Annotated in this window: 28 protein-coding genes and 1 tRNA gene; 21 read left to right on the top strand and 8 right to left on the bottom strand. The window is 66.8% G+C overall.

The window, feature by feature from the left end; translation table 11 throughout:
* The first annotated feature begins 119 nt into the window (after window positions 1–119).
* The 4 genes from RSO01_RS32905 to RSO01_RS32890 all read left to right on the top strand — a co-directional run bounded on the left by RSO01_RS32905 (window position 120) and on the right by RSO01_RS32890 (window position 4,044).
* Window positions 120–2,195, top strand: a complete 2,076-nt coding sequence (locus RSO01_RS32905) for a hybrid sensor histidine kinase/response regulator (RefSeq protein ID WP_147154826.1) — start codon at window positions 120–122, stop codon at window positions 2,193–2,195.
* Window positions 2,192–2,533: an Hpt domain-containing protein gene (locus RSO01_RS32900; RefSeq protein WP_147154825.1), complete on the top strand. Its 342-nt coding sequence runs from the start codon at window positions 2,192–2,194 to the stop codon at window positions 2,531–2,533. The genes RSO01_RS32905 and RSO01_RS32900 overlap by 4 nt, the downstream gene beginning before the upstream one ends.
* Before the next feature lie 90 nt (window positions 2,534–2,623).
* Window positions 2,624–3,256, top strand: a complete 633-nt coding sequence (locus RSO01_RS32895; protein WP_147154824.1) for a glutathione S-transferase family protein — start codon at window positions 2,624–2,626, stop codon at window positions 3,254–3,256.
* 23 nt (window positions 3,257–3,279) lie between these two features.
* On the top strand, window positions 3,280–4,044 hold the full coding sequence (locus RSO01_RS32890; RefSeq protein ID WP_147154823.1) for an enoyl-CoA hydratase-related protein: 765 nt from the start codon (window positions 3,280–3,282) through the stop codon (window positions 4,042–4,044).
* A gap of 126 nt (window positions 4,045–4,170) precedes the next feature.
* Here RSO01_RS32890 and RSO01_RS32885 read toward each other — a convergent pair whose 3' ends face one another.
* On the bottom strand, window positions 4,171–5,067 hold the full coding sequence (locus RSO01_RS32885) for a PaaI family thioesterase (protein WP_147154822.1): 897 nt from the start codon (window positions 5,065–5,067) through the stop codon (window positions 4,171–4,173).
* A 96-nt stretch (window positions 5,068–5,163) separates the two neighbouring features.
* Between RSO01_RS32885 and RSO01_RS32880 the strand changes: the two genes are divergently transcribed.
* On the top strand, window positions 5,164–5,949 hold the full coding sequence (locus RSO01_RS32880; RefSeq protein WP_170303528.1) for an enoyl-CoA hydratase: 786 nt from the start codon (window positions 5,164–5,166) through the stop codon (window positions 5,947–5,949).
* Window positions 5,950–5,951: 2 nt separating this feature from the next.
* A complete protein-coding gene (locus RSO01_RS32875; RefSeq protein ID WP_147154820.1) occupies window positions 5,952–7,778 on the top strand; it encodes an acyclic terpene utilization AtuA family protein in 1,827 nt (608 codons plus the stop codon).
* Here RSO01_RS32875 and RSO01_RS32870 read toward each other — a convergent pair.
* A complete protein-coding gene (locus tag RSO01_RS32870) occupies window positions 7,732–8,436 on the bottom strand; it encodes an HXXEE domain-containing protein (RefSeq protein WP_147154819.1) in 705 nt (234 codons plus the stop codon). The two genes, RSO01_RS32875 and RSO01_RS32870, sit on opposite strands and share 47 nt — an antisense overlap.
* A gap of 59 nt (window positions 8,437–8,495) precedes the next feature.
* On the opposite strand from RSO01_RS32870, the gene RSO01_RS32865 reads away from it, so the two are divergent.
* The 8 genes from RSO01_RS32865 to RSO01_RS32830 are packed head-to-tail and all read left to right on the top strand — an operon-like array spanning window position 8,496 to window position 13,888.
* Complete coding sequence (locus tag RSO01_RS32865; protein ID WP_170303527.1) at window positions 8,496–8,666, top strand: hypothetical protein; 171 nt, start codon at window positions 8,496–8,498, stop codon at window positions 8,664–8,666.
* Window positions 8,663–9,217 carry a dCTP deaminase gene (gene dcd, locus RSO01_RS32860; RefSeq protein WP_147154817.1) on the top strand — a complete coding sequence of 185 codons (555 nt, stop codon included), beginning with the start codon at window positions 8,663–8,665 and terminating at the stop codon, window positions 9,215–9,217. The genes RSO01_RS32865 and dcd overlap by 4 nt, the downstream gene beginning before the upstream one ends.
* A 14-nt stretch (window positions 9,218–9,231) precedes the next feature.
* Window positions 9,232–10,515 (top strand): UDP-N-acetylglucosamine 1-carboxyvinyltransferase, encoded by a 1,284-nt coding sequence (murA, locus tag RSO01_RS32855; RefSeq protein WP_147154816.1) that lies wholly within the window; start codon window positions 9,232–9,234, stop codon window positions 10,513–10,515.
* Entirely contained in the window at window positions 10,515–10,937 is a 423-nt protein-coding gene (locus RSO01_RS32850; protein ID WP_147154815.1) for a DUF2948 family protein, read from the top strand. Before murA ends, RSO01_RS32850 begins: the two co-directional genes overlap by 1 nt.
* A gap of 53 nt (window positions 10,938–10,990) precedes the next feature.
* The gene (gene hisG / locus RSO01_RS32845; RefSeq protein ID WP_147154814.1) at window positions 10,991–11,659 is read left to right on the top strand and encodes an ATP phosphoribosyltransferase; all 669 of its coding nucleotides are present in this window, start codon (window positions 10,991–10,993) and stop codon (window positions 11,657–11,659) included.
* Window positions 11,649–12,956, top strand: coding sequence for a histidinol dehydrogenase (hisD, locus tag RSO01_RS32840; protein ID WP_147154813.1), 1,308 nt, complete (start codon window positions 11,649–11,651; stop codon window positions 12,954–12,956). Before hisG ends, hisD begins: the two co-directional genes overlap by 11 nt.
* Before the next feature lie 6 nt (window positions 12,957–12,962).
* Window positions 12,963–13,439, top strand: coding sequence for a UPF0262 family protein (locus RSO01_RS32835; protein WP_147154812.1), 477 nt, complete (start codon window positions 12,963–12,965; stop codon window positions 13,437–13,439).
* On the top strand, window positions 13,439–13,888 hold the full coding sequence (locus RSO01_RS32830; RefSeq protein WP_218037528.1) for an arsenate-mycothiol transferase ArsC: 450 nt from the start codon (window positions 13,439–13,441) through the stop codon (window positions 13,886–13,888). The genes RSO01_RS32835 and RSO01_RS32830 overlap by 1 nt, the downstream gene beginning before the upstream one ends.
* Before the next feature lie 3 nt (window positions 13,889–13,891).
* Here the strand turns inward: RSO01_RS32830 and RSO01_RS32825 are convergent, their stop codons facing one another.
* From RSO01_RS32825 to RSO01_RS32815, 3 genes are all read right to left on the bottom strand, one after another.
* Complete coding sequence (locus tag RSO01_RS32825; protein ID WP_147154810.1) at window positions 13,892–14,242, bottom strand: hypothetical protein; 351 nt, start codon at window positions 14,240–14,242, stop codon at window positions 13,892–13,894.
* 130 nt (window positions 14,243–14,372) lie between these two features.
* Window positions 14,373–14,921, bottom strand: coding sequence for a hypothetical protein (locus RSO01_RS32820; RefSeq protein ID WP_174825972.1), 549 nt, complete (start codon window positions 14,919–14,921; stop codon window positions 14,373–14,375).
* Window positions 14,922–14,929: 8 nt separating this feature from the next.
* A complete protein-coding gene (locus RSO01_RS32815; RefSeq protein ID WP_147154809.1) occupies window positions 14,930–15,703 on the bottom strand; it encodes a hypothetical protein in 774 nt (257 codons plus the stop codon).
* A gap of 139 nt (window positions 15,704–15,842) precedes the next feature.
* On the opposite strand from RSO01_RS32815, the gene infA reads away from it, so the two are divergent.
* The 6 genes from infA (at window position 15,843) to RSO01_RS32785 (ending at window position 19,380) form a co-directional block, all read left to right on the top strand.
* Window positions 15,843–16,061: a translation initiation factor IF-1 gene (gene infA / locus RSO01_RS32810; protein ID WP_092826863.1), complete on the top strand. Its 219-nt coding sequence runs from the start codon at window positions 15,843–15,845 to the stop codon at window positions 16,059–16,061.
* 3 nt (window positions 16,062–16,064) lie between these two features.
* Entirely contained in the window at window positions 16,065–16,643 is a 579-nt protein-coding gene (locus RSO01_RS32805) for a Maf family protein (RefSeq protein ID WP_147154808.1), read from the top strand.
* Entirely contained in the window at window positions 16,640–17,824 is a 1,185-nt protein-coding gene (locus RSO01_RS32800) for a ribonuclease E/G (protein WP_147154807.1), read from the top strand. The genes RSO01_RS32805 and RSO01_RS32800 overlap by 4 nt, the downstream gene beginning before the upstream one ends.
* Window positions 17,817–18,044: a DNA gyrase inhibitor YacG gene (locus RSO01_RS32795; RefSeq protein WP_246158979.1), complete on the top strand. Its 228-nt coding sequence runs from the start codon at window positions 17,817–17,819 to the stop codon at window positions 18,042–18,044. Before RSO01_RS32800 ends, RSO01_RS32795 begins: the two co-directional genes overlap by 8 nt.
* Before the next feature lie 37 nt (window positions 18,045–18,081).
* A tRNA-Phe gene (locus tag RSO01_RS32790) sits at window positions 18,082–18,157 on the top strand.
* Between the two features lie 791 nt (window positions 18,158–18,948).
* Window positions 18,949–19,380 (top strand): FKBP-type peptidyl-prolyl cis-trans isomerase, encoded by a 432-nt coding sequence (locus RSO01_RS32785; protein ID WP_147154806.1) that lies wholly within the window; start codon window positions 18,949–18,951, stop codon window positions 19,378–19,380.
* Between the two features lie 456 nt (window positions 19,381–19,836).
* Here RSO01_RS32785 and RSO01_RS32780 read toward each other — a convergent pair whose 3' ends face one another.
* Together RSO01_RS32780 and RSO01_RS32775 are read right to left on the bottom strand one after the other, a co-directional pair.
* Window positions 19,837–20,568 (bottom strand): SDR family NAD(P)-dependent oxidoreductase, encoded by a 732-nt coding sequence (locus RSO01_RS32780; protein ID WP_147154805.1) that lies wholly within the window; start codon window positions 20,566–20,568, stop codon window positions 19,837–19,839.
* 264 nt (window positions 20,569–20,832) lie between these two features.
* Window positions 20,833–21,834 (bottom strand): C-terminal binding protein, encoded by a 1,002-nt coding sequence (locus RSO01_RS32775; RefSeq protein WP_147154804.1) that lies wholly within the window; start codon window positions 21,832–21,834, stop codon window positions 20,833–20,835.
* A 342-nt stretch (window positions 21,835–22,176) separates the two neighbouring features.
* On the opposite strand from RSO01_RS32775, the gene RSO01_RS32770 reads away from it, so the two are divergent.
* Window positions 22,177–22,947, top strand: a complete 771-nt coding sequence (locus RSO01_RS32770; RefSeq protein ID WP_147154803.1) for a molybdate ABC transporter substrate-binding protein — start codon at window positions 22,177–22,179, stop codon at window positions 22,945–22,947.
* A gap of 283 nt (window positions 22,948–23,230) precedes the next feature.
* Here RSO01_RS32770 and RSO01_RS32765 read toward each other — a convergent pair whose 3' ends face one another.
* Window positions 23,231–24,847 carry a GMC family oxidoreductase gene (locus tag RSO01_RS32765; RefSeq protein ID WP_147154802.1) on the bottom strand — a complete coding sequence of 539 codons (1,617 nt, stop codon included), beginning with the start codon at window positions 24,845–24,847 and terminating at the stop codon, window positions 23,231–23,233.
* Window positions 24,848–25,094 lie beyond the last annotated feature (247 nt).

Below are 25,094 nucleotides of genomic sequence, written 5' to 3'. Positions count from 1 at the left end.
TCCAGCGATCCGGACTCTCTTGGGGATCGGTGTTGCCGCGAGGCAAAGTCGGTCAGCCGATCGGCGCATGGGCAAGGGAGACGAACTGGGCCGCCGCGCATCGGCGCGGATGAAGGACGATGACTGCCATTGCGACTGAGCCGGTAGCCCAGGCCGAGTCAGCCGCGACGGCGGGCCAAGAGGCCTTCGTCCGCGCCGAACTTATCCGACGCCTGTTCGAGGGCTCGGCGCAGTCCCGCTACTTCTCGTTCGTGCTGTGGCCGGTGATTGCGGCCATCTACTGGCGCCAGATCGAGTTGATCGAGCTCGCCGGCCCGTTCGTGGCCCACATCGTCGTCACGCTGGGCTTCGACGTCTTGCGCAAGAACTTCAATCGCGCCAATCCGTCCGACGAGGAGGCCATCCGTTGGGGCTGGTGGTTCGCCACGCTGTCGCTGCTGGCCGGCGCGTGCTGGGGCGTCGCGGGCTACCTGCTCGCCTCCAAGGACTACGAGCTGCAGCGCATGCTGCTGGGCCTGGTGCTGCTGGCGACCATCACCACGGCGGTGCCGATCCGCTCCGCCCACCCGCCGACCTTCTACACCTTCGCCGGAGCGACCACGGCGCCGCTCCTGTTCGTGCTGCTGACCTCGGCCGATCCGTTCTATCAGCTCGTGGGCATCGCCGGCGGCGCCTATGTCGGCCATCTCATGGCCTATGTGCGCGACGTCCATCGCTGGCAGTACGACAACATCGCGCTGGCCTACCAGAAAGAGGACCTCGCGCGACGCCTGCAGGTCGCCTACGACGAGGCGCGCCATGCGCGCGACATCGCCATCGACGCCCAGCGCGACGCCGAGAGCGCCAACCAGGCCAAATCGACCTTCCTTGCGACGGTGAGCCACGAGATCCGCACGCCGATGAACGGCGTCTTGGGCATGATCGACGTGCTGGAACGCACCGAGCTTTCGGTCGAGCAGCGCGAGTCGCTGAGGACCGTGCGCTACTCGGCGTCGGCGCTGCTCAAGATCATCGACGACATCCTGGATTTCTCCAAAATCGAGGCCGGCCGCCTCGACCTCGAGCAGATCGAACTGTCGACCGTCGAGCTGATCGAGGGCGCGGCCGAGACGCTGGCGCCGCAGGCGGTGGCCAAGGGCCTCAGCCTGGTCGCCTATGTCGGCGCCGACGTGCCCGACCGCGTGCTGGGCGACCCGCTGCGCCTGCAGCAGATCCTGTTCAACCTGCTGGGCAACGCCATCAAGTTCACCGAGACGGGCTCAGTGCGACTGTCGCTGGAGAATGGCGGCGACGGGCTGCTGCGCATCAAGGTCGCCGATACCGGCATCGGCCTTACCGACGAGCAGCGCAATCGCCTGTTCCAGCCGTTCGTGCAGGCCGACAGCTCGACCACGCGCCGCTTCGGCGGCACCGGGCTCGGTCTGTCGATCGTGCGCCGCCTTGCCGAGGCCATGCAGGGCGGCATCGAGGTTATTAGCCATCCGGGCGAGGGCTCGATCTTCGTCGTCACCGTGCGGCTCGGCAAGGCGCCGCCCGCGACCCGCGTTGATCCGACGTTGCGTGGCCTGTCGCTTGCCGTCGCCCTGCCCGATGCCGACGAGGCCTGCGCCATCGCCCGTTATCTCGCGGATGCCGGCGCCGAAGTCGGGATCTATCCCAACAACAGTTTTGCCGGCATTCGCGTCGCCAGCCCCAGCGCGGAAATCTACCTGCCGCGGCCCTATCGCCGCGACGCGCTGGTGCGCGCCGTCGCCCGCGCGGTGGGCCGCGCAACCGACGCCGTGGCGATCACGCCGCCGCGTGCGGCGCCGCTCAACGGCCGCGTGCTGGTGGTCGACGACAATTCGGTCAACCGCAAGATCCTGGCGCGGCAGCTCGAACTGGCCGGCGCCACGACCGATTCGGCGTCGGGCGGTGAGGAGGCGCTCGAGCTGTGGCGTACCGGCCGCTACGACTTGGTGCTGGCCGACCTGCAGATGCCGACCATGGACGGCTTCGAGCTGGCGCACCGCATTCGCGCCAGCGAAGCGGCCGAGCTGAGGCCGCGCACGCCGATCCTGGCCGTCACCGCCAGCACCCACGAGGAGCAGGAGCAGAGGAGCCGGGCGGTCGGCATGGACGGTTTCGTCACCAAGCCGATCGGCCTCGAGCAGCTGCGAGCCACCCTCGATGTCTGGCTGAAAGGCGCCAAATGAACCAGAGCCGCATCCCGACCTATGATCGCGACAAGCTCGTCGAGCTGTTCGGAGACGATCCGCGGACCCTGGCCGATGTCGAGCGCGAGTTCCTGGAGACCGCCCGTGAGGCCGCGCGCGAGATCAAGGGCACCGACGATCTCACGGCGATCGCCCGCGCTGCGCATCGCCTGAAGGGCGCCTCGGGCATGATCGGCGCCCTGGCGCTGCGCCAGATCGCCGAGGCCGTCGAGCGGGCGGCCAAGGCCGAGGACCTGTCGACCGTGCGCCGCCTGCGCGAGCTGTTCGACCCCGAGGTCCACCGCGTCGCCGAACAGGCCGGGGTTGCGGTAGAGTAATCATTGGACCGCGGGCCTCCAGGCCCGCTCATGAGCCTGAGCGGGCCTGGAGGCCCGCGGTCCAATGACGAAGAACCCAGGAACGCTCCCATGATCGAGATCCATCACCTCAACAACTCGCGCTCGCAGCGCATCCTGTGGCTGCGCGAGGAGCTCGGCCAGCCCTACAAGGTCGTGCCGGACCAGCGCGATGCCACAACGCGACTGGCTCCGCCGGAGCTGAAGAAAGTCCATCCGTTGGGCAAGTCGCCGGTCATTGTCGATGACGGCCGCGTGGTGGCCGAGACCGGGGCGATCATCGAGTACCTCGTTCGCAAGTACGACGACGGCAAGCCGGCGCCGCCAGTCGATCCCGATTCGGCCGACTACCGCGCCTGGCTGCACTGGATGCATTTCGTCGAAGGCTCGGCGATGCTGCCGCTCATGCTGAAGCTCTATGTCGGCCGGCTGGGCGATGCCGGCAAGCCGTTGTGGCCGCGCATCGACAGCGAGCTCAAGAACCACTTCGACTACATGGAAGGGGCCTTGGGCGGAAACGACTACTTCGTCGCCAACCGCTTCTCGGCCGCCGACATCCACATCTCCTTCATCCTCGACGCCGGCGCCGCGCGCGGCCCGCTCAGCGCCTATCCGCGCCTGACGGCGTTGCATGAACGGCTGAAGGCCCGGCCGGCCTACAAGCGGGCGATCGAAAAGGGCGGGCCGTACGAGCTCGGGCGCTAGAGTAGGGGAAGGGAGTCTTGGTCATGTCCGAAGACGTGTTGTTCGAGATCGAGGGACCTGTAGCCGTCATCACCCTGAATCGCCCCGCTCAGCTCAATGCCATCAACTCTGGCATCCGCCACGGCCTGGCCGAGGCCTGGAAACGCTTCGAGCAGGACGAGTCCCTGAAGGTTGCGATCCTGACGGGCAGCGGGGAGAGGGCCTTTTGCGCCGGCATGGACCTCAAGGAAGCGGCTGCCACCGGGCTTCAGGTGCCGCCGCGGGATTTCATTCCCGTCCTCGGTGACAATATTCACGTCACCAAGCCGGTCATCGCGGCCGTGAACGGGGTCGCCTATGCTGGCGGCTGGCTGTTCGCGCAGATGTGCGATCTCTGCATCGCGAGCGAGAACGCGTCGTTCGGCATCACCGAGCCCAAGGTCGGCCGCGGCGTTCCCTGGGCGACGCCGCTGATCCACATGCTGCCGCAGCGGATCGTGATGGAACTGCTGCTCACCGCCCAGCCGCTCAGCGCGCGGCGGGCCTGCGAACTCGGCTACGTCAATGCCGTGGTCCCGCTGGACAGGCTGCGCGCCGCCGCCATGGAGATGGCATTGACCATCGTGCGCAACGCGCCGCTGACCGTGCGGGCCGCCCGCGAGCTGGTCTACCTCTCGACCGAGATGGGCAGATCCGCCGCCCTTCGCGTCGGCCGGCATCTGTTCGAGCCCGTGTACATGAGCGAAGACGCCCAGGAGGGTCCGCGCGCATTTGCAGAAAAGCGGCCGCCGAAGTGGCAGGGACGCTGAAGCGCCTGTCCTTGATCAGTGCTGGCACTGCCAGCACTCATGCGTATTTTGGCGCCCTACGGCACGCAAAAATTATCGGACGGCGACGAACCCATTATATCGACTGATTTGACGTGATAACTTAGGTTATCTATCGCGTGACCGTAGTTTAATGGTCGCCGAATAGGATAGGAGCTTGCGGCCATCCTGCTCGAGCAGGCCGCGCACGAAGGCGAGCGACTTGCCGTGGCGCGGCACCTCGACCCGGGTCGTGATCGGCGAGGTGGGCGTGCCGGCCGACAGGAACTCGGCGGCGAAGGCCACGGTCGAGGGCGCCATGCCCGTGGTGAGTCCGGCGGCGCGGGTCACCGCCGAATCGGCGAAGCTCATCATGTAGCCGCCGTGCAGCACCCCGCCCGAGTTGCACATGTGCGGCAGGGTGGGCTGGATCAGGGAGGCGCCGTCGGCCTCCTTGCGGGCATAGGAGGGGCCGATATGACGGGAGTAGACGCTGGCGTTGGATAGCAACTCGAAGCCGGCCGGAACGCTCTGGCTGACGAGGGCCGGCGCGGCGGCGGCCGACGCGTCCTTGCGTTCCATGGCCTTGGTGCGCGGGATGTGGCGGCAGACGCCCGACCACAGCGCGATGGTCTTGCCCTGCTGGGTGATGCTGCCGCGTGCGAAGGCGAGGCGTCCGGTGACCTGCAGCGGCTCGCCGCTGGCTTCGAGCGGCAGGCCGACGCGGCCGGCATCGAGGAATTCCACGGCGATGCTCACCGTCACGGCGAAAGCGGTGTTGGTGCCGCCGTCGGCGGCGCGGCCGGCGACCAGGCAGAGCGCATAGTCGGCGAAGGTCAGCGTGGCGCCGCCATGCACGCCGCCGGCATAGTTGCCGTGCCGTTCGTGCGTCGGCAGCACGCAATGCACGCTGCCCGCCTGCCGCGCGTCGCCGGTGATGCGGAAGTAGAACGGCCCGACATGGTCCTCGAAAGGATCGGGCGGCACGAAGACCGAGTAGCTGCCGAGGTCGATGGAATCGGGCATGCGGATAGGCTCTTGGGGTGGCTCTTGTGAAGCTTTGCTGCGGCGCTCTAATAGATGAAATTCCCCCACCAACAAAGAGCCACGGAGCGAAACGTCATGGCGTCAGGCGTGCATAAGGTCGACATTTCCTGGGATCGCCGGCCCGCCGGTACTGTCGCCAATGTCGTGTTCGACAATTCGCGCAAGCTGAATTCGCTCAATCCGCCGGCGCTGCTCGACCTCACCGAGGCGTTCCTGGGCCTGGCGCGCGAGGACGACCTGCGTGTCGTCGTGCTGTCGGGTGCCGGCGGCAAGGCCTTCATCGGCGGCGCCGACATCAACCACATGGCCGGCATGAAGACCTCCGAGGACGGGCGCGCCTTCATCACCAGCGTCCACAAGCTCTGCCAGGCCATCCGCGACTGCCCCGTGCCGGTGATCTGCCGCATGGAAGGCTATACGCTGGGCGCCGGCCTGGAAGTGGCGGCGGCCTGCGACATGCGCATCGCCGCCGACAATGCCTTCTTCGGCATGCCTGAGGTCAAGGTCGGTGTGCCGTCGGTGGTCGAGGCGGCCCTGTTGCCGCGCCTGATCGGCTGGGGCCGCACCTCGTGGCTGCTGCTGACGGCGGAGAACATCGATGCCGCCACGGCCGACCGCTGGGGCATGGTCGAGCAGGTCGTGCCGGCCGCGAAGATCGGCGAGGCGGTCGAGCGCTGCGTTGCCTCGATCGTCGAGGGTACGCCCAAGGCGGTACGGGCGCAGAAGCGGCTGATGCGGCGCTGGGAGCGGCTGCCGCTCGACGAGGCGGTGCAGGCCGGCATCGACGCCTTCGCCCAGTCGGTGGCGGAAGGCGAGCACATCGAGCGCATGGGCGCGTTCGTCAATCGCAACAGGAAGTAGCCATGGCCCAGAACAGCAGCAAGACCGTCTGTATCGGCTGCCATTCCGGCTTCTGGGGCGACACCGAGACTGCCGCCGTCCAGCTCGTGCGCCACGGCAAGGTCGACTACCTGGTGAGCGACTATCTCGCCGAGGTCACGATGTCGATCATGGCGGCGCAGAAGATGCGCAATCCGCAGCTGGGCTACGCCACGGATTTCGTGCAGGTGGTGATGGCGCCGCTTGCGCGCGAGATCGCCGAGAAGAAGATCAAGGTGATCACCAATGCCGGCGGCGTGAACCCGCAGGCCTGCCGCGATGCCGTGCTCAAGGCGTGCGAGGCGGCGGGCGTAAAGCTCAAGGTCGCCGTCGTGCTGGGCGACGACCTGCTGCCGCGCATCGACGAGCTGCGCGGGCTCGACATCCGCGAGATGGACACCGGCGCCGAGCTGCCGGGCAAGGTCGTCAGCATGAACGCCTATCTCGGCGGCTTTCCGATCGCCCGCGCCCTCAGCGAGGGCGCCGATGTGGTGATCACCGGCCGCTGCGTCGATTCCGCGGTGACCCTGGGCGCGCTGATCCATGCTTTCGACTGGACCATGGACGACCACGACAGGCTCGCCGCCGGCACGCTTTGCGGCCACATCATCGAATGCGGCGCACAGTGCAACGGCGGCAACTTCACCGACTGGCGGCTGGTGCCCGACTATGACGAGATGGGCTTCCCGGTGGCCGAGGTTTCGGCCGACGGCTCCTTCGTGCTGGGCAAGCCCGACGGCACGGGCGGCCTGATCACCACGGCCACCGTGGCCGAGCAGATGCTCTACGAGATCGGCGATCCGCGCGCCTACATGGTGCCCGACGTGGTCTGCGACTTCACCCAGGCGACCTACAGCCAAGTCGGCAAGGATCGCGTGCGCGTGTCGGGCGCCAAGGGGCGGCCGCCGACCGACACCTACAAGGTCTCGACCACCTGGCCCGACGGCTACAAGCTCAGCACCATCTTCATGCTGGGCGGGCGCGAGGCGGTGGCCAAGGGCCAGGCGAGCGCCGACGCCATCATCAAGAAGACGCGCCGCATGTTCCGCGAGAAGAACATGGGCGACTACCGCGATCTCAGCATCGAGATCATCGGCGGCGAGGCGACCTACGGCCCGCATGCGCGCACGCAGGACAGCCGCGAGGTCGTGGTCAAGATCGCCGCCAAGCACGACCAGAAGGAGGCGTTGGGCCTGCTCGGCCGCGAGATCGCGCCGATGGCGACCGGTGGCGTGGTTGGCATGACCGGCAGCTTCGGCGCCGGCCGCGCCTCGCCCTCGCCGGTGATCCGCATGTTCTCCTGCCTGGTGCCCAAGGCCCTGGTGCCGGTGACCATCGAGATGGACGGAAGCAGCATCACGATGGAGCGCGCGGCCAAGAGCGGCGGCTTCACGACGGCGGACCTGCCGGTCGAGGCGCCGGCCGCGCCGGCGCTGCCGACCACCGGCCCCAACGCGGCGACCGCGACCGTGCCGCTGGTGGCGCTGGCCTACGGTCGCTCGGGCGACAAAGGCGACAACGCCAACATCGGCATCTTCGCGCGGCGGCCGGAGTACGAGCCCATCCTCGACGCCGAGGTGACGGAAGAGGCGGTGGCGAAGTACTTCGCCCACCGCATCCAGGGCAAGGTGACGCGCTGGCGCCTGCCCGGCATCCACGGCTTCAACTTCCTGCTGCGCCAGGCGCTGGGCGGCGGCGGCATGGCCTCGCTCAAGGCCGACCCGTTGGCCAAGGCTTTCGCCCAGATGCTTCTGGATATGCCAGTCAGGGTGCCGGCATCGCTCGCCGACGCCCGAGATACATCACGATGAGAAGGATGAGGGCCGGATTGATCACCTGGATCGCGTCGAGCACGAACACGCCGATGCCGCCGGCGAGGAAGATGGGCAACGAGCCGATCATGATCGCGTGAAAGATGATGCCGGCGACGATGGTGGCGATGACGGCGCGCCAGCCCAGCCGGTAGCGGGAGAGGGCGACGTGGAAGGCCCACAGCGACAGCGGCACGAAGAGCACGAGCGCCGTCAACAGGCCGGCATTGTAGGCGCCCTGCGTTACCACCGGGATGAGGTGGATGAGGGTGTTGACGAAGGGGATGGAGAAGAAGGCCAGCGCGAACCCCGGCCAGCGCCGGCCGAGCAGCGCCGTCACGGGACCGAACACCCATACGCAGGTTATGTTGACGGCGTTGACGAAGGAAAAGGGGATTGGGCAGGTCTGGACGTCGGGTTGGCCCATGTTGCGGCACATCTCGCCTCGGCAGGCATAGGTCGCGCCCCGCAAGTCGATGCCGTGCTCCTCGAACTGGTGGATCAGGTAGGCCAGCATGCCCAACCAGGCGAGCCAGACGAGGTCTTGCCAGCGCGACACCCTGAGGTCGCTGCGCAGGGCATCGGTGCAGAGGAGCAGAGCCAGGAGAAGGGCCGCGCCGAGGCCCATGTAGGGCCAGACGAAAGAGAACGCGAACATGGACCGTCAAGCTAGCCTTGCGCGTCCTCCCCGTCATCAAATGGTGTATCCTGTCCGGCATGACCGCCTCCTCAAAATCCGTCCCCGAAAAGGGCGATCGCAACGAAAGGTTGGCCGCCGCCTTGCGGGAAAACCTCAAGCGTCGTAAGGCGCAGGCACGCGCCCAGAACCGTGTCCGGCAGGACGGCGCCAAGACCGAAACTCAGCCCCCCAAAAGCCCCGCCAAATGACCATTCTCTCCGATCGCTGGATCCGCCGCATGTCGCAGGAAAAGGGCATGATCGAGCCCTTCGTCGACGCGCAGAAGCGCGACGGCGTGATCTCCTACGGGCTCTCGTCCTACGGCTACGACGCGCGGGTGGGCAGCAACTTCAAGATCTTCACCAACGTCGATTCGGCGGTGGTCGATCCCAAGAACTTCGCGGCCAACAGCTTCGTCGACCGCACCACCGACATCTGCATCATCCCGCCCAATTCCTTTGCGCTGGCGAGCACGGTGGAATATTTCCGCATCCCGCGTGACGTGCTGGTGATCTGCGTCGGCAAGTCGACCTATGCGCGCTGCGGCATCATCGTGAATGTGACGCCGCTGGAGCCTGAGTGGGAAGGCCACGTCACGCTGGAATTCTCCAACACCACGCCGCTACCGGCGCGCATCTATGCCAACGAGGGTGCGGCGCAATTCCTGTTCCTGCAGGGCAATGAGCCCTGCGAAGTCTCCTACCGCGACAAGGCCGGCAAGTATCAGGGCCAGCGCGGCGTCACCCTGCCCAAGATCTGACGGGAGGAGGGAGCATGGACCGACTCCGCATCAAGGGCGGCCAACAGCTCAAGGGCGAGATCCGCATCTCCGGATCCAAGAACGCCTCGCTGCCGCTGATGGTCGCGGCCCTGCTGACCGACCGCAAGCTCACGCTGCACAACGTGCCGCGGCTCGCCGACATCACCACCATGATCCAGCTCCTGAAGCAGCATGGCGTGGAGGTGAGCGCGGCGCCTGGCGAGAACGGCCACGATCGCGGCACGACGTTGACCTTGCAAGCCGGCAAGATCGCCTCGACCACGGCGCCCTACGACATCGTGCGCAAGATGCGCGCCTCGGTGCTGGTGCTGGGCCCATTGCTGGCGCGAGAGCGCGAGGCGCGGGTATCGCTGCCCGGCGGCTGCGCCATCGGCGCCCGCCCGGTCGACCTGCACATCGCCGGCCTGAAGGCGATGGGGGCGGAGATCGACATCAACGGCGGCTATCTCGTCGCCAAGGCGCCCAAGGGCCTGAAGGGCGCGCGCTTCACCTTTCCCAAGGTGTCGGTCGGCGCCACCGAGAACCTGATGATGGCGGCGGCGCTGGCCAAGGGCACGACCGTGCTCGACAACGCCGCGCGCGAGCCCGAGATCACCGATCTCGCCGAATGCCTGGTCAGCATGGGCGTGGCGGTGCGCGGCATCGGCACGGAGACGCTCACCATCGACGGCGTGACCTCGCTCAAGGAGGCCTCGCATCGCGTCATCCCCGATCGCATCGAGACCGGCACCTATGCCATGGCCGTGGCCATGACGGCGGGCGACGTCGAGCTTGTCGGCGGCCGGCTCGACCTGATCGAGACCGCGGCGCAAGTCCTGCGCTCGGCCGGCGTGACGCTCGAGAAGACTCCGAACGGCATGCGGGTGCATCGGACCAATGGCGCGCTGACCGGCGTCGATGTCATGACCGAGCCCTATCCCGGCTTCCCGACCGACCTGCAGGCGCAGATGATGGCGCTGATGACGCGCGCCGAGGGCGCCTCGATGATCACCGAGACGGTGTTCGAGAGCCGCTTCATGCACGTGCCCGAGCTCTCGCGCATGGGCGCCAACGTCACCATCCATCACGAATCCGCTTTGGTGCGCGGCGTGCCGAAGCTGCGCGGTGCGGAGGTCATGGCGACCGACCTGCGCGCCTCGGTGTCGCTTGCCATCGCGGCCCTTGCGGCCGACGGCGACACGGTGGTGAACCGGCTCTATCATCTGGATCGCGGTTACGAGCGTCTCGAGGAGAAGCTCGCCGCCTGTGGCGCCGACATCGAGCGGCTGAAGGGATAATGAGCGGGCTGAAACTCTCGGCGCTGGACGCGGACGATCTCGACGTCATATCGGCGGCCGTCCAGGACGCGCTGGTGGCGGTGCGCGACTGCGCCTACTTCAAGGACGAGAAGCGCTTCGTTCTGCTTTTGAACCGCTTCCGCTGGGAGGCCGACCCGAGCGTCGAGGCCGCCCATTCGCGCACCCATTCCGCCCTTGTTTTCAATGAGGTGACGGCAGTCCGCCATCAGGACATCCCGGTCGACCAGCCCGACCGCATGCTCGAGCTGCTGGCCGTGGTCCAGGAAAACGACCGTTCAGTCACGCTGCGGTTCGCCGCAGGCCGGGCCATACGGCTGGAAATCGGTCGGCTTGCGTGCCATTTGGGAGATGTCGGGGAGCCTTGGGCCACCCCGTGGAAGCCCGCCCATCCGGTCGAATAGCCCGCAAAGCCTTCGATCTTTGGGGCGGGCATTCGTTACTGGAGCAAAGTGTCGTGTCCGGCGAAGCCAACGAAAAGCTCATCCTGGCGCTGCCCAAGGGCCGCATCCTCAAGGAAGCGGCGCCCCTGTTCGCGCGCGCCGGCATCGAACCGGAGGCCGCCTTCGCCGACCCCGAGGCGCGGCAACTGCGCTTCACGACCAACCATGCCGACCTCGACATCATCCGGGTACGCTCCTTCGATGTCGCCACGTTCGTGGCCTTCGGCGCCGCCCATCTCGGCATCGCCGGCGGCGATGTGCTGATGGAGTTCGACTATCCCGAGATCTACGCGCCGATCGATCTCAACATCGGTCACTGCCGGTTGGCGGTCGCTGAGCCGGCGGAGATGGCGGGCAGCGACGATCCGCGGCGCTGGAGTCATGTACGCATCGCCACCAAGTATCCCGAGGTGACGCGCCGCCACTTCGCCGCGCGCGGCGTGCAGGCCGAATGCGTGAAGCTCTCGGGTGCGATGGAGCTGGCGCCCTCGCTCGGCCTCAGCCATCGCATCGTCGACCTGGTCGATTCGGGCCGCACGCTCAAAGAGAACGGCTTGGTCGAGATCGAGCACATCGCCGACATCACCTCGCGCTTCATCGTCAATCGCGCCGCGCTCAAGACCCAGCCGGAGCGAATCGGCCGCTGGGTCGACCGCTTCCGCGAGATTTCCCGTGCCGCCTAAAAGGCTCGACGCCGCGGCGCCGGGCTTCGAAAAGGACTTTTCGGACTTCCTCGGGCGCAATCGCGACAGCGACGAGAATGTCGACCGCGTCGTGGCCGACATCATTGCCGACGTACGTGCTCGTGGCGATCAAGCGGTGGTCGACTACACGCGCAAGTTCGATTGGCCGGGAGCCGAGCTCGCGAACCTGCGCATCTCCGATGCCGAGCGGCGTTCGGCCGCGGCGAAGGTGCCGGCGGCGCAGCGCGAGGCGCTCGCCTTTGCCGCCCAGCGCATCGAAGCTTTCCATCGCGCGCTGCTGCCCCAGGACGTCGACTTCACCGATGCCACCGGCACGCGACTGGGCGCACGCTATCGGCCGATCGATTCGGTCGGCGTCTACGTGCCCGGCGGCACGGCGGCCTATCCGTCGTCAGTGTTGATGAACATCGTGCCGGCCAAGGTCGCGGGCGTGGCCCGCATCGTCATGGTCGTGCCGACGCCCGGGGGAGTGCTCAATCCGCTGGTCATGCTGGCGGCCGAGATCGCCGGCGCCGACGAGGTCTGGCGCATCGGCGGCGCCCAGGCGGTGGCCGCCCTCGCCTACGGCACGCAGTCGGTCGCACCAGTCGACAAGATCACCGGTCCGGGCAACGCCTATGTCGCGGCCGCAAAGCGCCGCGTGTTCGGCCAGGTCGGCATCGACCTTATCGCCGGCCCGTCCGAGATCCTGGTCGTCGCCGATGGCCAGAACGATCCCGCCTGGATCGCGGCCGATCTCCTGTCGCAGGCCGAGCACGATGCCTCCTCGCAGTCGATCCTGATCACCGACGATGCCGCTTTCGCCGATCGGGTGGCCGCTGCCGTCGAGACCGAGCTTTCAGTCATGGCGCGCGCCGACATCGCGCGAGCGAGCTGGCGCGACAATGGCTGCATCATCCTGGTGCCCGACCTTCCGGCCTCGGCGCCGATCGTCGACCGCATCGCCGCCGAACACGTCGAGCTCGCGATGGAAGCGGGCCCCGCCGAAGCGCTGGCCCAGCGCATCCGGCACGCCGGCGCGATCTTCATCGGCCGCCATACGCCCGAGGCGATCGGCGACTATGTCGCCGGCACCAACCACGTGCTGCCGACCTCACGCGCGGCGCGCTTCTCGGGCGGGCTCAGCGTCGCCGATTTCCTGAAGCGCACCTCGCTGGTCACCTGCACGCCCGAGGCGTTGGCCGAGCTGGGGCCGGCGGCGCTGGCGCTGGCCGAGGCCGAGGGGCTGGGTGCGCACGGCCGGTCGGTGTCGATCCGGCTGAACCGCCGCGGCTGACGAACGATGCCGGACAAGGCGCGCCGCATCATCGACATCGCCCTCGACGAGGAGTCGGTGGCCCGCCGCTCGCCCGAGGTCGAGCACGAGCGTGCGGTGGCGCTGTTCGATCTCATCGAGGAGAACGACTTCGTGCTGGTCGGCGGCGCGCCCGGTCCGTATCGACTGCACATCGGCATCTTCGAGCAGCGCCTGGTGTTCGACGTGCGCGATGCCGACGACAACAAGCTGCGCGACATCGTCCTGTCGCTGACGCCCTTCCGCAAGGTGGTGAAGGACTACTTCCTGGTCTGCGAGAGCTACTACGCGGCCATCAAGAAGCTCAGCCCCTCGCAGATCGAGGCGCTCGACATGGGCCGGCGCGGCCTGCACAACGAGGGCTCCGAGCTGTTGCGCGAGCGGCTCGAGGGCAAGATCGAGATCGATCTCGACACGGCGCGGCGGCTGTTCACCCTCATCTGCGCCCTGCATATCACGTCGTGATGGCGATGAACGGCCTTCCCGCCAGCGTGCTGTTCGCCTGCAGCGAGAATTCCGTGCGCTCGCCGATGGCCGAGGCGCTGGCCAAGCGGCTCTACGGCCAGGCGTCCTACATCGATTCGGTCGGCGTGCGGGCAACCGATGTCGACGGCTTCGTCGCGGCGGCGCTGGACGAGGTCGGCATCGACGTCCATCGTCATCACGCCAAGACGTTCGGCGATGTCGATCCGAGCTCGTTCGATCTGATCGTGACGCTGTCGCCCGAGGCGCATCATCAGGCGCTGGAAGTCACGCGCGGCACGGCGGCCGAGGTCGAGTACTGGCCGGTGCCCGACCCCAGCGCCGTGGAAGGATCGCGCGAGATGCGGCTGGACGCCTATCGCCGCATGCGCGATCAGCTGTTGGCGCGCCTGAAAGTGCGCTTCGGCGCACCCTCAGGCCCGTCAGTGTGACTACTACTGGTGCGCAGTCTCGGTGATGTGTCCGGACTGGTCGAGCGCCACCTCGACGTCCGCCGGGCCCTTGTAGGCCAGAGCGTGCCAGGTGCCGGCGGTGTCGCGGTACAGGCTGTTGACGCCGCTGTAGCCCGCGCCGCGGATATGCTCCTTCACATAGGCTTCCTCGGCCGTGCCGTTCTGCGGCGCGACGGTGCCCTTGGGATCGCGCGCCAGCGGCGGCATGGCGCTGTATTGCTGAGTGGCGGTCGACACACCATTTCCGGCGAGAGGAACGGACTGAGCCTGAGCAACGGATGCAGAGGCGATGCAGAGCCCGAGCAGGCTGAGCGTGGCAAGCGTACGATTCATGGAACTACTCCTCGGTTACAAACGCGCGCGGAGCATTCGTCGGGATTGTGATTGAAATGTGCCGAACATGCGTCGCTACACGCATGGCAGAATCCATGCGCGCAATGCTTCGTGTAAGTACGACGTAAGTCTAGTTCGAGCCGTGATACCACGCGCCGCGATGCGCCGTGCGGCGCGCCATCGGCAGGTTGATGATGTCCATGAAGACGGACGCAGCGCCATCGCCGCCGACGAGATCGCCTTCCAGCACATCGACATCGAAGGTGAGCTTGTCGCCCTCGAGCTTGGGCGACTTCAGCACGACGACCGCATCGACCACCGCGGCCTTGGCCTTCATCAGCACCGACACCGTCGCGTTGGGCGGCGTCTTGGCGAAGCTGTCGTTGCCGCTCCACTCCTCGAGCAGGTGAGCGGTGAGCGCGTGGCCCGCCGAGCGCACCGGCCGGTCGGCGAAGATGATGGCGTTGGGCGACACGCCTTCGAGCACCAGCTTGCCGCCGCCGAGCTTGGCGCCCTTGGCGTTGAGCACGATCATCGACGGCACGACGCGCGGCGGCTGCGGCTGGCCGATGACCTTGGGCGCGCCCGAAGCGGTGGTCTGGTTGTCGGTCTGCGCAGCGGCCGGCAGTGCGGGCAGGGCGAGGGCGGCGAGGACGGCCAGGAAACGGATGCGGTTCATGGCGGGCCTCAGTAGCACGGCAGCAGCGGGGGCTTGCCGCAGGTCGGCTGGTTGTAGCGCTGCTGGTAGCGCGGATCGATGTCGGGCGGCGGCGGCGCGCCGACCGCGGTGCCGTAGCTCTGCGGCGGCGGCACGTAGGGATGGGTCGGCGAGGGGTTGGACCAGCCGCTGAACGTGCTGGTGCCGTGCGGGTCGCCGATGTTGGGCGTCTCGCCGCCGGTCGTCTGGCTGGTGCCGTAGTAGCTGAAGCCGTTCGAGCCGAGGCCGAACCAGATCGTGTCGATGAACACCGAGGCCGGACCGTCGGCCTTGCCCAGACTGCCTTCCAGCACAGCCACGTCGAAGGTGAGCTTCTCGCCCTCGAGCTTGGCCGCCTTCAGCACGACCACGACGTCGGCGACCGACGAGCCGTCCTTGCTGAACACCGAGGCCGTGGCGTTGGGCGGATCCTTGGCGAAGCTGCCGGTGCGCCAGATCTCGACCATCTCCGGCGTCGCCATGTGGCCGACCGTGCGCACGGGCCGGCTGGTGAACAGGGTTGCGGTCGGCTGCACGCCGTCGAGGACCAGCTTGTCGCCCTCCAGGCGGCCGGCCTTGGCGTTGAGCACGATCAGCGCCGACGAATACCGCCTGTTGGTGGGAACGCCGATCGTCTTGGGGCCGGCAGCAGCTGCGGCTGCCGTCGGAGCGGCCGGCGCTGGCGTCGCCGATTGGGCTAAAACGTGTCCAGAGGCAAGGATCAGGGCGGCAGCAAAAAGGCTGCACGTCTGCTGTGCGTTCATACGACTGGTCCTTCCTTCCCCGGGCGTCCGCAGCCGCGCCTTGTATAAGCGAAAGCAATCCCCTGGTCGAGTTGACTAAACCCGTCTCTCAGCCCATTTTCCGGCCGCTTTATTCCTCAACGCTCCAACCGGAGGCCGGATGGCCAAAGAAGACCTCATCGAATTCACCGGCGTGGTAGCCGAGCTGCTGCCCAATGCGATGTTCCGGGTGAAGCTCGACAACGATCACACGATCCTCGCCCATACCTCGGGCAAGATGCGCAAGAACCGCATCCGCGTGTTGGCGGGCGACCGCGTCACCGTCGAGATGACGCCCTACGACCTGTCCAAGGGCCGCATCACCTTCCGTTTCAAGTAGGCGTTGAGCGCCCAGCCGATCCCGCCGCTGGTCCTCGCTTCCGCCTCGCCGCGTCGGCTCGACCTGCTGCGCCAGGTGGGAATCGAGCCCGCTAAGATCGATCCCGCCCACATCGACGAGACGCCCGGTCCGCGCGAGTTGCCGCGTGCCTACGCGCTGCGCATGGCCAAGGCCAAGCTCGCCGCCGTGGCCGACCGTCATCCGGGCATGGTCGTGCTGGCGGCCGACAGCGTCGTGGTCTGCGGCCGGCGCATCCTGCCCAAGGCCGAGACCGAGAAAGAAGCGCGCGTCTGCCTCGGCCTGCTGTCGGGCCGCCGGCATCGCGTGCTGGGAGGCGTCGCCGTCGGCGCGGCCAACGGCATGGTGCGCACGCGCCTGGTCGAGACCGTCGTGCGCTTCAAGCGGCTGGAGCCGGCCGAGATCGACGACTACATCGCGAGCGACGAATGGCGCGGCAAGGCCGGCGGCTATGCCATCCAGGGCCGCGCCGCGCGCTTCGCGAGCTTCCTCTCCGGTTCGTACAGCAACGTCGTCGGCCTGCCGCTCTACGAGACGCTCGGCCTCCTGAAGGCCGTCTCGTGAGCCGCATCGACCGCCTGATCTGCCACGTCCTGCCCAACGCCTTCCTGATGGCGCTGGTCGCGGATGGCCGGCTGGCCGAGCTGCAGATCGTGCGCCGCGACAAGCCTACGCGCGTTGAGAGCGTGTTCCTCGGCCGGCTCGAGCGGATGATGCCCGAGCTCGATGCCGCCTTCGTCGATATCGGCATCGGCCGCTCCGGCTTCCTGCGCGCCGAGGATCGCGCCGGCATCGACGACTGGCCGCCGCCCGGCGCGCCGCTGCTCGTGCAGGTGCGCAACGATGGCGAGGGCGACAAGGGCCCGCGGCTCTCGATGAACCTCGCGGTCACCGGGCGCTATCTCGTCTATCACCCGGTCGGCGCGGGCGTCAGCTTCTCGCGCCGCATCGAGGGCGAAAGCGAGCGCGAGCGCCTGCGCCGCCATGTCGAGGGCCTGCTGGAAGGCGGCATCGTGCTGCGCACGGCCGCCGCCGGCGCCGGCGCCGAGGTGCTGCGCGCCGACGCCGGCCAGATCATGGAGCGCTGGGAACAGCTTCGCCGGCACGCCTTCGATGCCCAGCCGCCAGCCGACCTGACGGCCCGCATGCCGGGCGAGCGCGACCCCGTCACCCGCGCGCTGCGCGATCACGGCGCTACGCTCGAGGAGGTGATCCTCGACGATCGCGGCATGGCGCGCGCGCTGCAGGACGAGCTGGACCGCCTGGGCGAGAAGATCCGCGTGCGCTGGCACAATGGGCCGATGCCCGCCTTCGACATCGACGACGTCGAGGGCCAGATCGACACCGCGCTCGCCCCGCGCATCGTGCTGGAGAGCGGCGTCGAAGTGCTGTTCGAACCGGGCGAGACGCTGACCGCCGTCGATGTCGACAGCGGCAGCGCCGGCAGCCGTCAGGGCCGCGCGCCGCGCCGGCCGGTCGAGGTCAACCTCGAAGCCGCGCCGGCGATCGCCCAGCAGCTGCGCCTGCGCAACCTCGCGGGTGCGGTGGTGATCGACTTCGTCACCATGCGCAGCACCTACGACCGCGACAAGGTGCAGGCCGCCCTGGCCGAGGCCCTTGCCGAGGACCCGGTGCCGACCCAGCTCTACGGCTTCACCCGGCTCGGCCACTTCGAGTTGACGCGCGCACGACGCGGCGCGACTCTGGCGGCCCAGCTCGAAGCCCTGCAGAAGGCCGATGACTGACCGACCCGCCACACCGCCGCTGCGCGCCGTGCGCATGGCCGCCAACTGTCCGATCTGCGGAAAGCCAGGTACCGCGAACTACCGGCCGTTCTGCTCCAAGCGCTGCGCCGACATCGATCTCGGTCGCTGGCTGAAGGAGGGCTATCGCGTCCCGATCGACGAAGGGACGGGCGAAGAGGAGCCCGGCAGCGGCCGCGGACCAACTGGACAGGGAAGCTGACGCGTCCTATACAGCCCGCCGCCAACCGAAACGGCATGCCCAGGTAGCTCAGTTGGTAGAGCATGCGACTGAAAATCGCAGTGTCGGTGGTTCGATCCCGCCCCTGGGCACCATTTTCCCAAGTTCTCGCGCACTATCAAAACGTTGTTTCCGGCCCTCGCTGCGAGGGATGTTTATTCGTTCGTAGCGCGTTCCTTGATCAACAAGCGGTCGAACGCGAAAAGGCCGGAGCCTCACCTTCGTGAGGTCAGGGGGGATGGGGTCGCCTGTCTTTCCATTGCGCGTTAGCCGGTAGGCCCGCGTCCCCTTGGGAAGCCCGCGCTCGTCATCGCGTAGCTTGCCCCAGAGCCCGGCGCGGCAATCGTCATTGGTGCCGGCGGTGAACTCGACAACCGGGAACGTTCCATCGGGGGACGCGCCAGCCGGAATGCCTCCAATGTCGCTTTCATAGATGCGTACGGTCGCCTCCGGGATCGCGAAGACCGCTGACTTCAAATCAGATAGCTCCTGATGCCGAAGCTCGATCATGATCGAGATCTCTAGCCGGTCCGGCGGCGGGATCCTCGATCTTCCGTCACGCCATTTGCCGACGGCGTTCTTGTCCACGCCGAGCCGCGCAGCAGTCTGCGCCACGTACGGCTCGCCAAACAGCGTGCGGCAGGCACGATCGAAAAGCTCGGCTGGTGTCGTGGATGGGCCTCCTTCGCCCTCGGCGTGGTCTCAGAGGTGAGCGCGTCAGGCCGCGACCAGGCGGCGTAATTTTATTGCGGACGGCGCCCTGAACGGGCGAAACGACAATCTGTCACCGCTCAGCGGCGTGCGCCGCCGCGATCGGAGTTGGCTTCCTCGCAATTGTTTCGTATCGCTGGCTCAGCCCGCGACCCCTCCGAGGAAAAGCCGCCACATGCAAGTGACCCGCCGTGTCATGATCGCAATCACAACTCTCGCCGCCGCCCGTCCGGCCGCCGCGCAAACGCAAGGAAAAGCCATGACGACCGAGACCGGCCTCAAAATCATCGACACGACCGTCGGAACGGGCGCCAGTCCCAAAAGCGGTCAGACTTGTGTCATGCACTACACCGGCTGGCTCTCCGAAGGGGGTGAGAAAGGCCGAAAATTCGATTCTTCCGTCGACCGCGGCTCGCCCTTCGAGTTTCCCATCGGCATGAAGCGCGTCATCGCCGGCTGGGATGAGGGCGTCGCCACCATGAAGGTTGGCGGCAAGCGAACGCTGATCATTCCGCCGCAGCTCGGCTATGGAGAGCGCGGCGCAGGCGGTGTCATTCCGCCCAACGCCACGCTGATTTTCGATGTCGAACTGCTGGCGATCAAGTAGGCAACCGGTTGAGGCCGTAGATGGCAAACTCGCGCTTCCAACTCCGAGCCTTTGCCTGCAGCCAAAGTCAGTGCTGGGGGAGTTGGATCCGGGTTTCCAATCCTCCGCCATTGTCAGCCCGAAGATCCGTCGAGCGACGTTGGGAAACGTCAGGAACAACCGGCCGGACCTATGGAGCACGCCACCGTCATCGCCGGTGGGGGCCGGGCGGGAAGGGCTGCGGCGACGCATAGCGCGGTCGCTTATGTCTTGGCGTAGGCGATGCTCATGGTCTCGGCAACACAGGCCGGACGCTCCTTGCCCTCGATCTCGACGGTCCATTGGTATGTCATGCGAATGCCACCGCTTGGCATGTCATCGGCGGCGAGCAGCTTCTGGCGGCCGCGGATGCGCGCACCAACTTGCACGGGAACGAGTCAAACACGGAATTGCGCGTGGCAGCCCACCACTGGAGGGCTAGGCCGATGAAGCGCCGTCGATAGCGATCTCCGCCCCGGTGATGTAGCTGCTCTCATCGGAGAGCAGGAATGCCACCAGCTGCGCAACCTCTTCCGGCGTCCCGTGACGGTGCATCGGCACCTGCTTCATCCGCTCCTCGCGCTGCTCGGGCGTGCGAAACGCGATCATATCGGTGTCGATTGGACCGGGATGAACCGAGTTCACCCGGATTTTGCGGCCGGCGAGGTCGATCGCTGCCGACTTGGTCATGCCCCGCAGCGCCCATTTGGTCGCGGCATAGGCGAAGGACCCAGGTGAGCCCTTGAGCCCGGCGACTGACGAGATATTCAAGATGGACCCGCCGCCCGAGCGCTCCATCGCCGACACTACCGCCTTCATGCCGAGGAAGCAGCCGTACTGATTGATCTGGATGTGCCGCTGCCAGAGCGCGTCGTCGGTCTCCATCAGCGCGGCCGGCTGGTAGATTCCGGCGTTGTTGACCAAGCCGTGCAAGCCGCCGAGCTTCTGGGCGGCTTCGACAGCGCGGGCCCAATCGGCTTCCGAGGTCACATCGTGCCGGACGAAGGACGCAGCCGGTCCGAGCTCGACAGCCAGTGCTTGGCCCTGATTGTCCAGAAGGTCGCCGATTACGACCTTCGCACCCTGCGCTACCAGCAGGCGGGCCTCCGCGGCACCCTGGCCGCGCGCCCCGCCGCTCACAAGCACTACCTTGTTGTCGAAGCGCGCCATATCCGCTTCCCCCCGATTAACGACAAGGAAGTCTGGCAGATCGAAAAGCCTGGTCCAACGTCTGTTAATGTTGGGTCACAACAGGAGTGCGGCGGTGGGTCCTGGCCGGTTGTTTACGAGGTGTAGGCAGAGGCCCACGCGGAAGGCCAACCGCTTCGCCTCATCGTTAGCGTTTCTGAGGGGCGACGGTCTATCCGTCGTACGCGCGGCACGGCAACCTGCAGTCCGCGTCAGACTAGGTCCTGTCCCGTTGCTGCCACTGCCTCACACCTTCGGGATCAGGAATTGCTTGTTGACGCAGTTCTCCAGCCGTCCGTCGCGCAGATAGCGCGCCGCGGTGCGGGCAGCGAAGCCCCGGTTATCGCGGAAGCTCTCGGGCGTGTAGAACGCCGAATGCGGTGTCAGCAGCAGGCGATGGCGGATCCAGTCCTCGTTTTTCTGCCATGCCGCGATCAGCCGCCGTTGCGCGTTCGCCGGCTCCTCCGGTAGCACGTCCAGGCCGGCCGCCTGCACCGTGCCGTCCTTCATGGCGTCGTGCAGCGCGTCGATGTCCACCACGGGTCCGCGCGCGGTGTTGATGAGGATCACCCCCCGTTTGGCGGCGGCGAACGCTTCGGCGCCGATCAGGCCGCGCGTCTCGGCTGTCAGCGGCGTGTGGATGCTGACGAAGTCGCATTGCCCCATCAGTTCGGCGAGCGTGTCGGCGCGGCGCACGCCGATCGCGAACTGGTAGCCATTCGGCTGGTAGGGGTCGTAGAATACCACGTCCATGTCGAAGGCTTTCGCGCGGAGCGCCGCCGCGGTGCCGATCCGGCCCATACCGACGACCCCGAACGTGCAAACCGACAGACGGCGTCCGAATGGATTGTGCTGCGGGCGCCAGTTGCCCTTCAGGTCCGCGCGCAATTCCGAATCGTGATAGGCGACGCTCTTCGCGAGGGTCATCATCAGGGCGATCGCGTGGTCGGCGACCTCCCGCGTGCCGTAGTCCGGCACATTGCAGACCGGAATGCCCAGTTTGCCGAAACGCTCGATGTCGACGTCGTCGTAGCCGACGCCGTACTTCACGAAGATGCGGCAGGCCTTCAGCTTGTCGATGTATGGCGGAGGGCACCCGCCGACGACCGCGTCCGCCTTCGCCCATTGCTCGTCGCTGACATCCTCGAATTTTTCATGGAACTGCAACTCGAACCCGGAGCCGACCGCTTCGGTCGCGACCGTTACAAGCCGAGCGGGTAAGTTTGGCCAGAGAATGCGCATCGCCATGACGTCTCCCTCGTTCGATGTCGTGGCCAAAGTGCCATCGTCCCCGCGCTATGACCAGACGCGAGCAACGGACCGGAACCGGCCGAAGCGGTTGCAAGCGGTCCGAGTCACGTGCGAGCGGATCAGGCTAGGGCGGCCGCGATCGAGGCCAGGCTCGAGCAGGTTGCCGAGACCCACAGTGCCGATGATCGAGGAGGGCGAAGCGCTTCGGAGCATGGCAGCTCGATGGCTTGACGAGGACGGGGCTGCACGGTTTTACCGCTCGTAGCGCTTAGTCCGCCTTGTCGCGAGGGACTTCATGGCCTCTAATCGCACAACATTGAATTGTGCAGGGAGGTACCAATGAACGCGCGAGTTCTAATGCGAGTTGCTGCGGCAGTAGCCGGCTTGATCTTGTCCACGACGGTTGGTCACGCGGCTGAGGTCAAGGTATTTACGTCGGTCGCGCTAACAGTCGCGCTCAACGAGCTTTCCCCGATTTTCGAGCAGAAGACGGGCCACAAACTGGTCGTAGATTTCAACTTGGCAGCGGTCCAGAAGAAACGCCTCATCGATGGCGACCGCGCCGATGTGATCATCCTGACGCGGTCGATGATGGAGGACCTTGCGAAGGAGAACAAGCTGGCCCCTGGTAACCTCGTGAATGTTGCCGGCACGCCGGTTGCGCTTGCGGCCCGCGCCGGCGTGCCGAAGCCAGATATCTCAACGGTTGAAGCGTTCAAGCAAACTCTGCTTTCAGCCCGTTCGATCTCCTACGCCGATCCGGCCAAGGGCGGCCTGAGCGGAGTGGTTGCAAGCAGAGCAATCGAGCGTCTCGGCATCGCCGAGCAGATGAAGGCGAAGACAACGCTTGTGCCCGGCGCGCAGTCGCCGGACCTGGTGGCGAAGGGTGAGGTGGAACTCGGCATCGCGCAGGCCTCCGAGATCGTGCCGATTGCCGGCACACAATTGGTTGGTCCATTGCCGGGCGAGCTTGGGAGCATGACCTTGTTCACCGGCGGCGTCGGCGCTGAAACGCAATCAGCCGCCGCGGCGAAAGCATTTATCGACTTTTTGTCCGGGCCTGAAGCGGCGCCGTACTTCAAGTCCAAGGGGTTCCAAACGGGGCTATAGCTAGGCTTGCCGATGAGGTCGTCTGCGATGCCGAGACAAGGGCGGACGCCGGAGGGCCGTTTACATTTCCGGCCCTCGCGCTGTAAGCCTTTGATTTTGCGCACTAGTTGCATGCCGCCCCTGGGCACCATTCTCCAAATTCTCTCGCAAACTTCAAACGGTTGTTTCCGGCCCTCGCTGCGAGGGCCGTTTACTCGTTCGCGCGCCGTTCGTACTTGAGCATCGCGATTCGCGTCGTCGGTCTTACCCGACCTCAGATGTCCCAGTGCGCCGCCGGACTCGCTCATGCCGCGACGGCTTGAACGGTCGATGCCAGCATCATCCGCGCGGCCTTCTCGCCGATCATGATCGACGGCGCATTGGTGTTGCCCGAGGTCAGCGTCGGCATGATCGAGGCATCGGCGACGCGTAGCCCCGTCAGGCCTCGGACACGAAGCTGGTCGTCGACCACCGCCATCGGGTCCGCACCCATCTTGCAGGTGCCGACCGGATGGTAGGTGGTCTCGGCGTTGTTCCTGACCCAATCGAGCAGCTCGTCATCGGCGTTGATGTTCACCCCCGGCGCGATCTCGTCGGTGGCGATACCCGCCATGGCCGGTGCCGTCATGATGCGCCGGGTGATGCGCATCGCTTCCAGCGTCACCTCGCGGTCGAGCGATGCGCTCAGGAAGTTGAAGCGGATCGCCGGCGGCGTGTCCGGCCGGCTCGACGTGACATGAATGCTGCCGGTGCTTTCCGAGCGCAGGATGTTCGTGATCGCGGTGACGCCGGAGGTCTTGGCCAGCTGGAAGTTCTCGCCCACCAGGAACGGGATCCAGGAGATCGCCGCGTCAGGCGCCTCCAACCCGGCGCGGGTGCGGATATAGGCGCGGATCGGCGCCGCCGGCAGGCCGAGCAGCCCCTTGCGGTTGAGCGCGTAGCGCAGCGCCTGGCCGACGCGGCCGAGGCCGCGCATCTTGTCGTTGTAGGTCATGCCGAGCGCCGGCGGCACCGTCCATTTCATCCGCGGCGAGTAGTGGTCGCGCAGGTTCTCGCCCACGCCTTTGAGCTCGTGGCGCACCTCGATGCCGGCCGCCTTCAGCCGCTCCGGCTGGCCGATGCCGGAGAGCTCCAGCAGTTGCGGCGAGTTGATCGAGCCGGCGCTGACGACCACTTCGCGCGTGGCGCGCGCTTCGCGCTGCTGGCCAGCCACGTTGTAGCGCACGCCGACGCAGCGCTTGCCGTCGAACAGCAGGCCTTCGGTCAGCGCGTTGGCGACGATGGTCAGGTTCGGCCGGCTGCGGGCGGGATCGAGGTAGCAGACCGCGGTGCTCATGCGACGACCCCCGCGAATGGTCGCCTGGGTCATGCCGATGCCGTCCTGCGTGGCGCCGTTGTAGTCCTTGGTGTAGGCGATGCCGACCTGGCCGGCGGCCTTGATCAGCGCCTCGTAGATTGCGCCGCTCTCGTTGCTCTCGGTCACTTTCAGCGGCCCGTTGCGGCCGCGATACTCCTCGTCGGCATCGCCCTGGAAGCTCTCCATGTCGCGGAAGATCGGCAGCACCTCGCGATAGCTCCAGCCGCGATTACCGAGCTGTGCCCAGGTGTCGTAGTCCTGCGCCTGGCCGCGCACGAACACCATGCCGTTGATCGATGACGAGCCGCCTAAAAGCTTGCCGCGCGGGATCGGGATGCGGCGCTGGCCGGTCGACGCCTCGGGCTCCGAGGCATAGAGCCAGTTGGCCGCGGGGTTGTCGATCAGCTTGGCAAAGCCGACCGGGATCCACGACCAGGGATGGCTTTCGCGCCCGGCTTCCAGCACCAGCACCTTGTTCCGGGGATCGGCGCTCAGCCGGTTGGCCAGCACCGAGCCGGCCGAGCCGGCGCCGACGACGATGAAGTCAAAGCTTTGTTGGTTCATTTTTCGCCCCGCGGTTTGCATCGGCCACAAGCGCAGCGCCCAGGTGAGCGCGGCCTTGCGTCGTGCGTCAAGTGGTTCTCGGAGCACTTCGCGGGGGTGGAGACGACCTGGTGACCCGCCCTAAGCGGCTTGATCCGCAGCCGTGCAGAAAAAGGCCAGCTTGTTGCCCAGCGGATCGCGCAGATAACCCACGAAGAAATTCTTGCTGTACTGGGCGCGGAAGCCCGGCGCGCCTTCGTCGGTGCCT

It is taken from the genome of Reyranella soli (assembly GCF_007992495.1).
Classification (GTDB): domain Bacteria; phylum Pseudomonadota; class Alphaproteobacteria; order Reyranellales; family Reyranellaceae; genus Reyranella; species Reyranella soli.
This window is presented reverse-complemented; position numbering and strand designations above follow the sequence as displayed.